This window comes from Runella sp. SP2 (assembly GCF_003711225.1).
Classification (GTDB): Bacteria; Bacteroidota; Bacteroidia; order Cytophagales; family Spirosomataceae; genus Runella.
Genome location: NZ_CP031030.1, coordinates 5297567 through 5311759 on the forward strand (window position 1 = coordinate 5297567; position 14193 = coordinate 5311759).

Sequence of the window (14193 nt, forward strand, 5' to 3'; positions counted from 1 at the left end):
CTTTTAGCCTCCATTTTTTAACTATCAATATGAAACGCGTTCTTCTACATCTCTTCGTAGGTATATTGGTGGCCTACACAGCTACGGCCCAAAAAGCGCCCTATTCGGTACGCATGGCTGAGTCGTTTATGACTTGGCACAAAGACTCTATCGCGGTCAAAGAAAACAAACCTGCCAGTTGGGATTATGAGCAGGGCTTGATGTGCAAAGCCATTGAAAAAGTATGGAATCGGACAGGAAATGGCAAATACTTTGAATACGTGCGCCGTGATATGGACCGCTATGTTCAAAAAGATGGCAGCATTCGTACGTATAAATACGAAGATTTTAACCTTGATAATATTCCTACGGGTCGTGCCTTGTTGACTTTGTACCAACAAACCCAACCCGACAAAGACAAGTACCGCAAAGCCGCCGATTTGCTTTGGAAACAGATTGAGAACCAACCCCAAACCAAAGAAGGTGGTTTTTGGCACAAAAAACGTTATCCTTACCAAATGTGGCTCGATGGGCTGTTTATGGCCGAACCTTTTGCCGCCGAGTACAGCCTTATTTTTAACCATCCTGAGCATTTCGACCACATTGCCAAGCAGTTTGCCCTCATCGAAAAATACGCCGTTGACGAAAAAACGGGCTTGATTTACCACGCATACGACGAAAGTAAAGAGCAAAAATGGGCCGACCCAAAAACGGGACGCTCGCCTCACTTTTGGAGCAGAGCGATTGGCTGGTACGCCATGGCATTGGTGGATGTCTTAGATTACTTCCCTGCCAACCACCCTGAACGCGCCAATCTTATCAAATACCTTCAACGCCTTGCGCCTGCTTTGGTAAAATACCAAGATGCCAAGTCGGGCGTGTGGTATCAAATGACCACCCAAGGAACGCGCAAGGGAAACTACTTTGAAGCATCGGCTTCCTGTATGTTTGTGTATGCCCTCGCCAAAGGCGTACGGATGGGGTATTTGCCAGCTTCTTACCTTGCTTCGGCCAAAAAAGGATACGCGGGAATCTTGAAAGAGTTTGTGGAAGAAGAAGCCAACGGCACCATTAGCCTTAACAAAACAGTGAGCGTCGGCGGCCTTGGTGGTTCTCCCTACCGCGACGGTACTTACGAATATTATTTGAGTGAGCCAATCCGCAAAAATGACCTCAAAGGCGTTGGGCCGTTTATTTTTGCCAGTGTAGAAATGGAAATTGCCGCAGAAAACAGCCTTGGGAAAGGCAAAGTGGTGGCAACGGATTATTATTTTAACCGTGAATTTAGAAAAGACCACAACGGCAACCAAGAACAATTCCACTATACTTGGGAAGACCGCCAACACTCAGGCTTTTGGCTTTGGGGAACTATTTTTCGCGATTTAGGGGCCAAAACCACCAGCATTACAGCCGCCCCAACCGCTGCTAACCTCAAAGGTGTGAATGTCTATATCATCGTTGACCCTGACACCAAGAAAGAAACTGCTGCCCCCAATTTTGTGCAAGATGCCGACATCAAAGCCATTAGCGCTTGGGTAAAAGCAGGAGGAACGCTGGTGCTGATGTCTAATGACACATCCAACTGTGAACACCCTCACTTTAACCGTTTGGCCAAAGAATTCGGACTCCAGTTTTTGCCCAAAAACGTCAACATGGTACAAGGACAACAATGGGAACAAGGACGCGTGGACATTCCAGCGGACAACGCTGTATTTAAGAATACGCGCGTAGTCTATATCAAAGAGTTATCTCCGTTGGAAGTAAAAGCCCCTGCTCAAGCACTTGTCACGCAAAAAGGCGACGTTATCATGGCCGTATCGAAAGTTGGCAAAGGCACAGTTTTTGCCGTGGGTGACCCTTGGCTTTACAACGAATATACCGACGGTCGTCGCATTCCGATGACCTACGAAAACTTTTCAGCCGCCAAAGATTTGGCAACTTGGCTGTTGACCACAAAAAAATAAAAAACTTAGGCTTCCCAGTCGATTGCGAATCCAACCTGCTTGTCCTTCTCTGTTTGGAGAAGGCAAGCAACTGGCAAGTTTTTACGAAAACGTTACCGAAAACGATTGCGTGGAAATAATTCGACAAAAGATTGAAGTCAAGCAGAATAGGTCGTAATCTCGAATCCGAATACAATACAACCTTCCTTTTTTTGAACCAAAAATTTGAATTGATAGCACTATTCCACCAATGAGCCATCTATCTATAAACGAACTATCGCGCCTACGCCAGCACCCAAATTTGGTCGTACCTGAGGCGTCTATATTTGACCTTCCCGAAAAAGTATTACAATTTGGGACGGGGGTATTGCTGCGAGGCTTACCTGATTATTTGATTGACAAAGCCAATCGCCAAGGCGTATTCAATGGCCGTATTGTGGTTGTAAAATCGACTGACTCGGGCGATTCGGCGGCTTTCGACGAGCAAGATGGTTTATATACACTTTGTGTTCGCGGGATTGAAAACAATGAACTCCTCGAAGAAAACATCATCTGCTCGGCCATCAGTCGCGTGTTGTCAGCCAAGTCGCAGTGGGAAACTATTCTTGCGTGTGCCAAAAACCCTGAGCTGCAAATTATTCTTTCCAATACCACCGAGGTAGGTATTCAGTTGGTTCAAGACGACATTTCGGACACACCTCCTACGTCGTTCCCTGGTAAATTGTTGGCCTTTCTTTACGCTCGTTTCAAAGCGTTTGGAGGAAGCCAAGAATCAGGTTTGGTCATTGTTCCAACCGAATTGATTCCTGATAATGGCACCAAATTGGAGTCGATAGTGATTGAACTCGCCCACCGTAACGGTCTAGAATCTGCTTTCTTCGACTGGCTCGAAAACGCCAATCATTTCTGCAATTCACTCGTTGACCGTATTGTGCCTGGCAAGCCCGATGCCGATACATGCCAAGCGTTGTACGAAGAGTTCGGTTATGAAGACAAACTCTTGACTCTGAGCGAAGTATTTCGCTTGTGGGCGATTGAAGGAGACGAACACGTCAAACAAGTACTCTCATTTGCCACAACCGACGACGGTATTTTTATTGAACCCGATATTAATTTGTTCCGTGAACTCAAGCTTCGCTTGCTCAACGGCACGCATACGCTTAGCTGCGGTTTGGCATACCTTGCAGGTTTTGACACGGTTATCAGTGCCATGCAAGACGAGGTTATGGCTTCCTTCATCGGCAATTTAATGCTGGCCGAATTGGGCTTGGCCATTCCGTACCCAATGGACGACAAACGCCCACAACGGTTTGGGATGCAAGTCATTGACCGTTTCCGCAACCCTCACCTCAATCACCAGTGGCTTAGCATCACGCTCAATTACACCTCCAAAATGAAAATGCGGAACGTAGCTACGTTGTTACGCTACTACGAAATCTTCGACTGCGTTCCTCAATATATCTCTTTAGGATTTGCCGCTTACTTGTATTTTATGAAACCCGTTGCCAAAGAAGGTTTTGTGTATTTTGGCGAACGTAATGGCATTCCTTATCCCATTCAAGACGAAAAAGCCGAGTATTTTTATCAAAAATGGCAACAATACGATACCGCAGAGCTAGTTGAAAAAGTGCTGCAAGACAAAACACTTTGGGACACGGACTTGTCGCTTTTACCTGGCTTTACGCAAAGTATCATAGATAACTTGGAAAATATGCTCGAAAATGGGGTAAAACAATCCCTCGAAAGCTTTTTTCTAAGACACCCCTCTCAGGTAGCCGAAACGAACGAGATTCTCTAAATTTAATCCTCATTTACTAACATGTTGGTAACTAAGACATTTCTTGACGAAGATTTTTTACTCCAAACTGATAGCGCACGCACTCTCTACCACGAGTTTGCGAAACAAATGCCTATCATTGATTATCATAACCACCTTCCTCCTGACCAAATCGTAGCCGACAAAACGTTTGAGAACCTTACGCAAATTTGGTTGTACGGCGACCACTACAAATGGCGGGCTATGCGTACCAATGGTATCAATGAAAACTATTGTACGGGCGCTGCCACCGATTACGAAAAGTTTGAAAAATGGGCCGAAACCGTGCCTTATACCCTTCGTAACCCACTTTACCACTGGACTCACCTTGAGTTGCAGCGCTATTTCGACGTTCACGAAGTTTTAAGCCCCAAAAGCGCGCGTCGTATCTATGACGAATGTTCGGAGAAACTTCGTACGCCTGATTATTCAGTGCGTAACTTGCTCCGCAAAATGAACGTAGAAGTGGTATGTACCACCGACGACCCGCTCGATACGTTAGAATACCACCAACAATTAGCTACAGCAGGGTCGTTTGAAATTCAAATGCGTCCAGCCTTCCGACCTGATAAGTTTATCCTAATTGGCAACGCCAACTTTGCTACCTATCTCCAAAAATTAGGTGCTATCGTTGGTTTTGAAATCAATCGTTACGACGACCTTACCAAGGCGCTCCGTGTACGCGCCGATTTCTTTGCTTCTTTGGGCTGTAAATTGTCTGACCATGGACTAGAGCAAATCTACGCCGCCGACTTTACTCCAGAAGCAGCCGATAGCATTTTGCAAAAAGCACTTGGTGGACAGACGTTGTCTCAAAACGACATTTTGGTCTATCAATCGGCCATTTTGCACTTCTTGGGCACGATGTACCACGAACTTGGCTGGACACAACAGTTCCACTTAGGAGCACTTCGCAACAACAACGCGCGTGCATTGCGTCTTCTAGGTCCTGATACAGGCTGGGATTCAATCGGCGACTGGTCGCAAGCTGTGGCATTGTCAAAATTTTTGGGACGTTTGGACGAATACGACCAATTGGCCAAAACCATTATCTACAACCTCAACCCTGCCGATAACGAAGTGATTGCCACTATGATTGGTAACTTCAACGACGGGTCGATTGCGGGTAAGGTTCAGTTTGGGTCGGGATGGTGGTTTTTAGACCAAAAAGACGGCATGGAAAAACAAATTACGGCCTTGTCGAACATGGGTTTGCTGAGCCGTTTTGTAGGTATGCTCACCGACTCTCGTTCGTTTTTGTCGTTCCCTCGTCACGAGTATTTCCGCCGTATTTTGTGTAATATGTTCGGAAATGACATCGAAAACGGCGAAATCCCGAGCGATATGGAGTGGGTCGGCCAAGTGGTTCAGAACATTTGTTACAACAACGCAAAACAATACTTTGGATTCTAAGGCTTTTTTCTCAACCACTAAGGCACTAAGATTTACCAAGTTTTCATTTTTCGTGCAGGCGGTTGCTCACAACCGCCTATGTACTAAAAGTATAGCACTATGGACATCAAAAATAACGTAGAATTGGGGACGATTTGCTGCTTTGGAGAAGTTCTCCTTCGCTTTTCGCCTCAGTTCAACGGCGAATGGATTAAGCAAACAAACATGCCTGTGTTTGTGGGAGGCGCCGAGCTCAATGTAGCCAATGCCCTTGCCAATTGGAACATTCCCGTTCGGTACAGTACGATTATGCCCGAAAATCAACTTTCGGTCGAAATTAAAGAATACTTGACCCAAAAAGGCATTGATACCGCGGGGATTCGCCATTTTGGAAGTCGAATTGGAGCGTATTATCTACCGCAAGGCGCTGACCTCAAAAACGCGGGCGTGATTTACGACCGCGCATTTTCGTCGTTTTCTGAACTTGCCGTAGGGAAAGTCAACTGGGAAGAAGTGTTGGAAGGTTGTTCTTGGTTTCATTTTAGTGCCATCAGTCCCGCCCTCAATCAAGACGTCGCCGATGCCTGCAAAGAAGCCTTAGAAGTTGCTTCCCGCAAAGGTTTGACCATTTCGGTGGACCTCAATTACCGTGCGAAATTGTGGCAATACGGCAAAAAGCCCGTTGAAATCATGCCCGAATTGGTCAAGTATTGCGATGTCATTATGGGCAATATTTGGGCGGCCAATACGCTTTTGGGCATTCCAGTCGATAAAACGGTGGAAGAAGTTCATACCCAAGAAAGGTACTTAGCGCACAGCATTACCACTGCCGAGGCTCTTCAAGCGGCTTACCCCAAATGCAAAGTGGTAGCGCATACATTCCGTTTTGACGCGTTTGGACAGGGTATTGAGTATTACACGACCCTCTACAAAGACGGGCAACAGTACGTTTCCCCTGAGTTTACGACCGAAAAAGTAGTCGATAAAGTCGGCAGCGGTGACTGTTTTATGGGTGGACTCATCTATGGATTAAGCCAAAATCACGCTCCGCAAGACATTATTGATTTTGCCGCAGCGGCCGCCTTTGGCAAATTGCAAGAATATGGCGACGCTACTCAACAACGCGTAGAGGATGTGCAAGAAACCCTCCAAGGCTTGTTAAGTCAATAGTATAATTTGAAAATTAAAAAATGTCATTATGGCCTTTGAACCACAAAAAGTCTATCAAACCCTAGCCAGCGCCCCAATTGTCCCCGTGTTTTATCATGCCGATGCCGACCTTACCTGCCAAATCATCAAGGCATGTTACGAGGGCGGGATTCGGGCGTTTGAGTTTACCAATCGTGGCGACAAAGCCAAAGAAGTTTTCAAAGTATTGCGCCAATACATAAGTACAAACTACCCCGAGATGGCTTTAGGTATTGGAACGATTTTCAACGGACAGCAAGCCGAAGAGTTCATTGCAGCGGGTGCCGACTTCTTGGTACAACCCGTTACATCTCCCGATGTCGCTGACGTTTGTAAAGCACATAACATTGCTTGGATGCCAGGTGCGATGACCATCTCGGAGGTATATAAAGCCACGGTACTGGGTGCCGAAATCGTGAAGATTTTCCCTGGCAATGTGGTTGGGTCTGGCTTTGTGAAAGCGCTTAAAGGCCCGATGCCTACTACCAAAGTAATGGTAACGGGCGGTGTAGAGCCCACGCCCGAAAGCCTCAAAGAATGGTTTGGCGCAGGAGTAAGCGCCGTGGGAATCGGCTCGCAACTTTTTCCAAAAAATGTCGTCGAAGCAGGCAATTTCGAAGAAATTACGCAAAAGATAAGTGCTCTAATTAGTTATTACCAAACCCTTACGAAGTAGTAGGTTGCTCCTAAACAACCTTCTATATTACAAGGATTTAAACCCTTCTACCTAAATGGAAAAAATCGGTAATTATCGCTGGACAATTTGTGGTCTGGTGTTTTTTGCAACTACCATCAACTACCTTGACAGGCAGGTTATAAGCCTTTTAAAATCCACCCTTTCTGAAGAACTCAATTGGAATGATGCTGACTATGCCAATATTGAGATTGCATTTAAACTATTTTATGCTTTCGGGATGCTGGGCGCAGGACGTTTAGTGGATAAATTGGGTACTAAAATCGGTTATGCAGTGGCAACTACCTTGTGGAGCGTCGCAGCAGTAGCCCATGCTTTGGTCAATACGGTTTTCGGGTTTGCAGTAGTGCGTTCGGCGTTGGGTATTACCGAAGCGGGTAACTTCCCCGCTGCGATTAAAACCGTAGCCGAGTGGTTTCCTAAAAAAGAACGCGCTTTTGCAACAGGGATTTTCAACTCAGGCACCAACTTTGGCGCCATTGTCGCTCCGCTCTCAGTGCCGTTTATCGCCGCCGAAATGGGCTGGCAATGGGCTTTTATCATTACAGGTATGCTAGGCTTTGTGTGGCTGGTGCTATGGCTAATGTTTTACGAAACTCCAAGCAAAAGCCCCAAACTCTCTAAAGCCGAATACGATTACATTCACTCTGACGCGGCGGAGGTCTTGGCCGATAAAAATGACGTAGATAAGCCGCAAGTCCCTTGGACAAAGTTGTTGAGCTTCAAACAAACGTGGGCTTTTGCCCTTGGAAAACTCCTCACTGACCCGATTTGGTGGTTTTACCTGTTTTGGTTGCCCGACTTCCTCCAAAGCCAATACAAACTTACGGGTACTGAAATCGCGATTCCTGTGGCATTGGTTTATACGTTGTCCACAATTGGAAGCGTAGGTGGAGGTTATGTGCCTATGTATCTTATCAAATTGGGCTGGCCCGTATTCAAAGCCCGTAAAACTTCGATGTTGATTTACGCACTTTGCGTGTCACCTATCATTTTTGCCCAAATTTTAGGTGGTATAAACATGTGGTTGGCCGTTTTGGTCATTGGTTTTGCGGCGGCGGCTCACCAAGCATGGAGTGCCAATATTTTCACCACCGTATCAGATATGTTTCCCAAATACACCACCGCTTCTGTCACTGGAATCGGCGGTATGTTTGGTGCATTGGGAGGTATTTTACTTTCACTGTTGGTTCAGAAAAACATGTTTGTCTATTACCGTTCTATTAATCAAATCGAAACGGCGTATTACATCATGTTTTTTGTGTGCGGCGCTGCCTATGTTTTGGCTTGGGTGGTTATGCACTTCTTAGTACCAAAAATGAAACCTGTTGATTTATAATCATGAAAAAGATAATCTTTGTGCTTTGCCTTAGTGTTTGCTCCTGGGCGACGCAAGCGCAGTCGAAAGATGAAACAGCAGTAACCAACGCCGTAGAAGCGCTCAAAAAAGCGATGATTGACGCTGACAAAACTGCCCTCGAAAACCTTGCTGCCGACGGCCTTAGCTACGGGCATTCAAGCGGCAAAGTGGAAGACAAAGCCGAGTTTGTTCGTGCCATTGTGAGCGGAGAATCTGACTTTGTTACGATTGATTTGACCGAGCAAACCATCAAAATTGTGGGTAACAGCGCCATCGTTCGTCATAAGCTTTTTGCCAAAACCAACAACAAAGGACAAGCAGGAACCGCTAACATTGCGATTTTGCTAGTTTGGCAAAAACAAAAAGGACAGTGGAAATTGCTGGCACGCCAAGCGGTTAAGCTTTAATAAGTGGGTCAGGTTGCTCAACCTCCCGAAAGTTCAAAACTTTCGGGAGGTTTTTTTTTGGAATTTTCGGGAGGTTTTTTTTTATTTCAAATGTAATGTCCCAAAAGAATCAGGGCGGTGGAATCTAGGCGTAGTACCGCTCATAGTTGGGTTCCAACACAAAAAGGCGCAATCGGCAGGGCTACATTTCCAGTCGGCATTCGCATGAGATTGAAGCGAAACAATGCGGTAAAAATTGAAACGATAGGTGTCCTTCTTTCCTCCTAACAGCGCCCACGGAATCTGCATTTTGCCTGACCACGTATCGCCTGCGGCCTTCACTTCATGTTTTATTTCCGCTTTTTCGTAAGGCACAAACGTCAAATTTTGCGGGGCTTCTTTCGTCGGGTTTTCAATCCATCCCACAAAAAGAGCGTTATTGGGGTTAATTTCTAGTTCCAAATACCGCATCGGAATGGCTTCACCTTCGGCGATAAACAACTCAAACACTTCCTGATTCCACATGTCAGTATTGTGTCCTCGGTAGGTATTTTCTTTCCAAAAAGGGTTCTGTTGGCATTCAAAATCAATGTACAAATAGGTGTCGTCGTAGCGAAGTTTTACGTGGGTAGGCTGCGGAGCTGTACGGCCGTCGGTAGCGTATTTGAATTGTGTTTCGGGCAACGTCAGCCATTGTTGGGAAGTTAATGTAACAGAAGGATTAGCAAGATTCATAAGAAACAACGATAGTAGAAAACTGTACATAATTGGCTAATAATTAACGGCTCCGTCTTTTTTAAAAGGTTTGCCCGACCACGCCTTCTTTTGCGTCCATTCGGCATCTGCATTACTCCAAAACGGGTCGGTAGCAGGCAAGCCGAGGGGTAAAAACCCTAATGTTGTCAGATACATACTTCCTGAGTTTGAGTAAGAATCAGCAATTGTGGGTTGATGTCCCGCAAAGCCCAGCGTCAGCCAGCCTTCTTGGTCAAATACCCCTTCTTGCGAAAACATTCGCTTGATGACGGCCGTCAAGGCACAACGCGCCTGCGACGGACTGACGTTTTCGGGTAGCTGATGAATCAACGCGGCGTGCGTCAACGACTGAAATGCAGCTACGCGGTACGTAATACTACGGCCAAAGGCAGGAAATGTACCTTCGGGGGAGATTAAACGTTCCAAAAAATCGGCATGGCGCTGCATTCGTTTTACGGCTCGCGTGTAGCGTTCTTGCAGGGCTTGGTGATTGCCCGATGGCGCTTGACGGTTGACTTCCAGCCACGTTTGCAGTACATCCACCAGCATAGGTTGTATCACAAACGAATTATAATAATCAATGTGAAACACTTCACCATCTTTGAACCAACCATCACCCACGTACCACTCCTCTATTTTTCGTACCCCAAACTCAATGCGGTAACGGTCGGCATTTTCGCCAATTGACCACAGAAAAGCTTCCACAATGGCCGCAAAAAGTACCCAATTGTTGTTCGGCGGAACCACTCGACGCAGTAGCGTAAATTCTTCAATTACCCGTTTTTGAGTAGTAGCATCCAGTGGCTTCCAGAGCGCCTCGGGCGCTTTGAGAAACGCCTGCGCCAAAAAGGCCGCGTCCACCAGCGTTTGGCCTTCTTTCCGCCACAGCATGTAGTCAGGTGAGTCGGGGTTAACGCTGTTTTCGATGCTTTTGAGGGCATATTGTTTGAGTTTTTTGCGCAATGTACCTTCTTCGGTATCGTCATCGGGCAACGCCAACCAAGGCGCTACGCCCACAATGGTACGGCCAAAAGCCTCCAAGTACGCCACTTTGGCATTTCGGTTGTCCCATGTAGGGCTAAACTCCACTTTCCAGTTTTTGACCAGCGTGTGTTGGCTCAAATTTTTCAGGACGGGTTCGGCGATTTTGTAAAGTAACTTGGCCCAGTACAAGCGCACGTTTTCGGCGGCGGGTTGCGATGGCTTTTGCCAATTCAGCACACCCCATCCCAAGGCCGCGTTGGTGTGGAGAAAATTTCGTCGGTTCATTGGTAGGGATAAAAATTAGCGTTTGCGCCTTGAATCAACAATGTTCAGCACATGAATAATTTGTTGTTCTTCCAAAACGCTGTAATAAACTAAGTAGTGGGGTTTGACTCTAAACTCACGAACGGAGCTTAAAAGTTCATGTTTTCGACCAGCATAAGGCTGCTGTACAAGCATATCAACGGTATCAATTAGAAATTCTGAAAAGTTGTGAGAAGCTTCAAAACCCCATTTATCTAACAGATATACCAATATTTCCCTAATATCTTCTTGGGAATTTGGCGAATAAATTATTTGGAAAGCCATTCGTTTACCTTGTTTCGCAACTCATCACTTCTCACTCCTTCGGCTGGGTTTTGTTGTAACGAAGTGGTCAAAGTTTGTACAAACGCAGGGGTACTACTATCAAAATGAATTTCTCGACTCTGAAAAAAGAAATTAAGATTGGCGTACAAATCTTCAATATCCTGCTCATCGGTTAGCAAGTCAATTTGTTGATGTATTTTTTCTTTTAGCTCAATCACCGACATCGTCTTACTTCTTTTAGTTTTAATCAAAATTAGAGAAAAATGTCAGAAATGCAAACTTACCCCTGCTCACTCCAACACTTTCAAACACACAGGCATCGAGACCTTGATTTCTTTGCCAGTGGGCGTCAATTTGCCCGTTTTGGCATCTCGACTAAAAATCACGACGTTGTCTGTGTCTTGATTTGCCACAAGCACCCATTTCCCTGTAGGATCAATCATAAAATTGCGGGGTGTTTTTCCGAGCACATCTTGGTTTCCTACGTAGGTAAGTTCGCCCGTTTTGGGGGCGATGCTATAAATGACCAAGCTCTCTTGGGCGCGGTTAGAGCCGTACAAAAACTTCCCATCGGGCGAAACGTGGATATCGGCGCACCACATACGCCCCGTGTAGCCACTGGGGAGCGTCGTCACCGTTTGTACGGGGGTTAATTTCCCTTTTTTGTACTCAAAACGCGTCATCGTTGCGTCCAGTTCGTTGATAACGTATGCCCATTTTCCGTTGGGATGAAACGTAAAGTGACGCGGCCCAGCCCCAGGGGTAGCCGCCGTAAATGCAGGATTGCCAGGGGTAAGGCGTCCTGCTTTGGTATCAAGGGTATAAGTCATAATTTTGTCCATGCCCAAATCAGGCACAAATACATCGACGTTGTTAGGCGCAACATTAATAGAATGGACATGTGCTTTCTCTTGACGTGCCTCATTCACGCTTTTGCCTTCGTGCTGAATAGTTTGGGTAGCCACTCCCAACGAGCCGTCGGCCTGCACGGGTAATATACTCAAACTACCACCGCCGTAGTTTCCCACCATCACCCACTTTCCTGTTTTGTCAGTCGCCACGTGACAGGGGCCATTTCCTCCCGCCGATTGGGTATTGATGAACGTCAATGCTCCTGTATTTTTATCGAATGAGTACGAATTAACCGCTCCGCCATTGACTTCCGCAACCGAATACACAAAACGTTTATCGGGTGAAATAGCCAAAAAAGAAGGGTTTTTAACCCCTTTGGCAATGCTTACTGGGCTAAAATCGCCCGTTTCGGTATTGAATTTATAGACATAAATACCTTCGCTGGTTTTGGTTGTGTAGGTACCAATAAAGAGGTACTTATCGGCGTTTTGTCCCCACGCACAAACATTGAACATTGCCAGCAGGCCGACCAGTAAGAAATTGCTTCGTTTCATTCTGTGTATGTTTATAAAAGTAAAAAGCGAACTCAGTGAGAGTCCGCTTTTTAAAGGATTTATAGCTACTTTCTTACTTCTACCGCCCTAATTTCAGCTTCATCGGTTGCAGTTTTTTGGCTCGTCCTACTTCTTTACCGTCCACAAATACACGCAAACCTTTGCCTTTTTGATAGTGTTTTCCCGTTTTATCCCAAAGCACGGTTACGCTTTTTCCGTGGTACAAAACTTTGTCCAAACAAAACCAATCCCACTGATTTTGAGGAACTAACGGACGAATCTCTAAAATATCATCCGCACGGGGTTTGAGCCCTACCAAGTCGCTGATAATCAAATCGGCATAACCCGAGTGGTTATAAAACTTACTGCGGGGATCATCGCCTTTGAGCCATCGACCATTTTTCTCGTCTTGGTATTCTCCGAGGTATAACTTGCCATTCATCTGGTGCGAACGTGCATAACGGTGAAGCTCGTCGTAGAATACCTGCGGCGTCATGCTCCCGTGGTTTTTGTAGTTGTTAAGCAGATTTGAGAGCCCTCGTAGCGTTTGTGTGGTGGCAAAAGGCCACACGGGGCCGTCCCACTCGCAGCCATGCCCCGAACCGTGCGTCCGAAACAACGGGTGTCGGCGCTCGGCGGTCGTCAATCCCCAAGGAGCCCGAAACCCCGTCGTATCGGTAAGTTGTTCCCATTGTCTGGCGTAGTTTGGGGCATCGTCGGGCAGGTTGAAGTACCACGGGATAAAACCAATGGCCTCGCGGGCTTGGTCGAGGTGGCCGTTTTCGTGTTTTACTTTAAAAAATGAGGCTGATTCATCCCACAAGTTTTCGTGAACGAGGCGTTTGAGCGTTTCGGCTTTTTGCTCGTATTTCTGGCGTAGGGTATCATTGCCCACAATCGCCGCCATGCGCGATAATGCAACAGCATTTCCGTACATGTAGCTGTTGATAGTCGGACGGATATTTTTTTCTTTTCGCGAACCACTTATCGACTCTTCCATGGCATCGCGGACGTCAAACTGCCAAAAAAGCTGCGTTGGGAGCATTTTCTCCGTTTCCCATTTTCGGTAATCGGCTTCTAAGTCGAGCAATGTCTTTTGTAAAAAAGCTTTATCTAAATTTACCAAATATCGCCCATATACCGCATCGTCCACCCAGCTACTAAAGGCATGAAAACGTTGAACGCTATGTTTAGGGTCAACGTACAGCCAAAACGAAATGTAATCATTGAGGTACTGCGGATTGTGCAGCCATCGCCCTTCGTAAATGTGGTGACCCAAGGCGCTGCTAATGGCGTTGTGCTTACCCGCGTGGTTGACTTTGGTGATAAATTCGGTAAAAATAAAGCCATCAGGCGTTTGTTTGAGGTGCTTTCGAAACGACCACCAACGGTAGTTATAGACCGTCCGAATGACAGAATCGGGGCAATCAAACAATGGAACGTTTTTAGAAAGCCATTCAAATGATTGTTCGTTGGTAATGTAATTCTTTACGGCTTCCTCGTCGATGGAATTAAAATAAGCAACGTCTTTTTTGAGTGCGTCGGTGGTTAAAACTGTTGCCTTTTGAGCGAAGCCTTGAAGGAACAAGAGGCAAAAGGCGAAGAGCAAAGGGCAAGAGGCAAGGGGCAAGGGGCAAATTTGCAAGGGATAAAGGGCAAGGGGTGTTTTATTTTTTTTCGTGGACATAGATTCAATCTTTT

General features: G+C 46.1%; 13 protein-coding genes. 7 read left to right on the top strand and 6 right to left on the bottom strand.

Going from position 1 to position 14193, the window contains the following annotated elements:
- The first annotated feature begins 29 nt into the window (after positions 1-29).
- From DTQ70_RS21345 to DTQ70_RS21375, 7 genes are all read left to right on the top strand, one after another.
- Complete coding sequence (locus tag DTQ70_RS21345) at positions 30-1943, top strand: glycoside hydrolase family 88 protein (protein WP_122932690.1); 1914 nt, start codon at positions 30-32, stop codon at positions 1941-1943.
- Positions 1944-2172: 229 nt separating this feature from the next.
- On the top strand, positions 2173-3720 hold the full coding sequence (locus tag DTQ70_RS21350) for a tagaturonate reductase (RefSeq protein WP_122932691.1): 1548 nt from the start codon (positions 2173-2175) through the stop codon (positions 3718-3720).
- Between the two features lie 21 nt (positions 3721-3741).
- Complete coding sequence (gene uxaC / locus DTQ70_RS21355) at positions 3742-5151, top strand: glucuronate isomerase (protein ID WP_122932692.1); 1410 nt, start codon at positions 3742-3744, stop codon at positions 5149-5151.
- 99 nt (positions 5152-5250) lie between these two features.
- The gene (locus tag DTQ70_RS21360; RefSeq protein WP_122932693.1) at positions 5251-6300 is read left to right on the top strand and encodes a sugar kinase; all 1050 of its coding nucleotides are present in this window, start codon (positions 5251-5253) and stop codon (positions 6298-6300) included.
- A 28-nt stretch (positions 6301-6328) separates the two neighbouring features.
- Positions 6329-6994 carry a bifunctional 4-hydroxy-2-oxoglutarate aldolase/2-dehydro-3-deoxy-phosphogluconate aldolase gene (locus DTQ70_RS21365; RefSeq protein ID WP_122932694.1) on the top strand — a complete coding sequence of 222 codons (666 nt, stop codon included), beginning with the start codon at positions 6329-6331 and terminating at the stop codon, positions 6992-6994.
- 55 nt (positions 6995-7049) lie between these two features.
- The gene (locus DTQ70_RS21370) at positions 7050-8351 is read left to right on the top strand and encodes an MFS transporter (RefSeq protein ID WP_122932695.1); all 1302 of its coding nucleotides are present in this window, start codon (positions 7050-7052) and stop codon (positions 8349-8351) included.
- Positions 8352-8353: 2 nt separating this feature from the next.
- On the top strand, positions 8354-8779 hold the full coding sequence (locus DTQ70_RS21375) for a nuclear transport factor 2 family protein (RefSeq protein ID WP_122932696.1): 426 nt from the start codon (positions 8354-8356) through the stop codon (positions 8777-8779).
- A gap of 81 nt (positions 8780-8860) precedes the next feature.
- Here DTQ70_RS21375 and DTQ70_RS21380 read toward each other — a convergent pair whose 3' ends face one another.
- The 6 genes from DTQ70_RS21380 to DTQ70_RS21405 all read right to left on the bottom strand — a co-directional run bounded on the left by DTQ70_RS21380 (position 8861) and on the right by DTQ70_RS21405 (position 14179).
- Positions 8861-9493 (bottom strand): carbohydrate-binding family 9-like protein, encoded by a 633-nt coding sequence (locus DTQ70_RS21380; protein ID WP_229599985.1) that lies wholly within the window; start codon positions 9491-9493, stop codon positions 8861-8863.
- A 36-nt stretch (positions 9494-9529) separates the two neighbouring features.
- Positions 9530-10783, bottom strand: a complete 1254-nt coding sequence (locus DTQ70_RS21385; RefSeq protein WP_122932698.1) for a DUF2264 domain-containing protein — start codon at positions 10781-10783, stop codon at positions 9530-9532.
- A gap of 15 nt (positions 10784-10798) precedes the next feature.
- Positions 10799-11086, bottom strand: coding sequence for a type II toxin-antitoxin system RelE/ParE family toxin (locus DTQ70_RS21390; protein WP_122932699.1), 288 nt, complete (start codon positions 11084-11086; stop codon positions 10799-10801).
- Positions 11071-11337: a hypothetical protein gene (locus DTQ70_RS21395; RefSeq protein WP_164490141.1), complete on the bottom strand. Its 267-nt coding sequence runs from the start codon at positions 11335-11337 to the stop codon at positions 11071-11073. The genes DTQ70_RS21390 and DTQ70_RS21395 overlap by 16 nt, the downstream gene beginning before the upstream one ends.
- A gap of 39 nt (positions 11338-11376) precedes the next feature.
- Positions 11377-12492, bottom strand: coding sequence for a lactonase family protein (locus DTQ70_RS21400; RefSeq protein WP_122932701.1), 1116 nt, complete (start codon positions 12490-12492; stop codon positions 11377-11379).
- 79 nt (positions 12493-12571) lie between these two features.
- Positions 12572-14179: an MGH1-like glycoside hydrolase domain-containing protein gene (locus DTQ70_RS21405; protein ID WP_122932702.1), complete on the bottom strand. Its 1608-nt coding sequence runs from the start codon at positions 14177-14179 to the stop codon at positions 12572-12574.
- Positions 14180-14193: the final 14 nt, after the last annotated feature.

Excerpts from the sequence above, each read along its gene's own strand:
- DTQ70_RS21345 (WP_122932690.1), top strand. The coding sequence starts at position 30 with ATGAAACGCGTTCTTCTACATCTCTTCGTAGGTATATTGGTGGCCTAC.
- DTQ70_RS21350 (WP_122932691.1), top strand. The coding sequence starts at position 2,173 with ATGAGCCATCTATCTATAAACGAACTATCGCGCCTACGCCAGCACCCA.
- uxaC (WP_122932692.1), top strand. The coding sequence starts at position 3,742 with ATGTTGGTAACTAAGACATTTCTTGACGAAGATTTTTTACTCCAAACT.
- DTQ70_RS21360 (WP_122932693.1), top strand. The coding sequence starts at position 5,251 with ATGGACATCAAAAATAACGTAGAATTGGGGACGATTTGCTGCTTTGGA.
- DTQ70_RS21365 (WP_122932694.1), top strand. The coding sequence starts at position 6,329 with ATGGCCTTTGAACCACAAAAAGTCTATCAAACCCTAGCCAGCGCCCCA.
- DTQ70_RS21370 (WP_122932695.1), top strand. The coding sequence starts at position 7,050 with ATGGAAAAAATCGGTAATTATCGCTGGACAATTTGTGGTCTGGTGTTT.
- DTQ70_RS21375 (WP_122932696.1), top strand. The coding sequence starts at position 8,354 with ATGAAAAAGATAATCTTTGTGCTTTGCCTTAGTGTTTGCTCCTGGGCG.
- DTQ70_RS21380 (WP_229599985.1), bottom strand. The coding sequence starts at position 9,493 with ATGAATCTTGCTAATCCTTCTGTTACATTAACTTCCCAACAATGGCTG.
- DTQ70_RS21385 (WP_122932698.1), bottom strand. The coding sequence starts at position 10,783 with ATGAACCGACGAAATTTTCTCCACACCAACGCGGCCTTGGGATGGGGT.
- DTQ70_RS21390 (WP_122932699.1), bottom strand. The coding sequence starts at position 11,086 with ATGGCTTTCCAAATAATTTATTCGCCAAATTCCCAAGAAGATATTAGG.
- DTQ70_RS21400 (WP_122932701.1), bottom strand. The coding sequence starts at position 12,492 with ATGAAACGAAGCAATTTCTTACTGGTCGGCCTGCTGGCAATGTTCAAT.
- DTQ70_RS21405 (WP_122932702.1), bottom strand. The coding sequence starts at position 14,179 with ATGTCCACGAAAAAAAATAAAACACCCCTTGCCCTTTATCCCTTGCAA.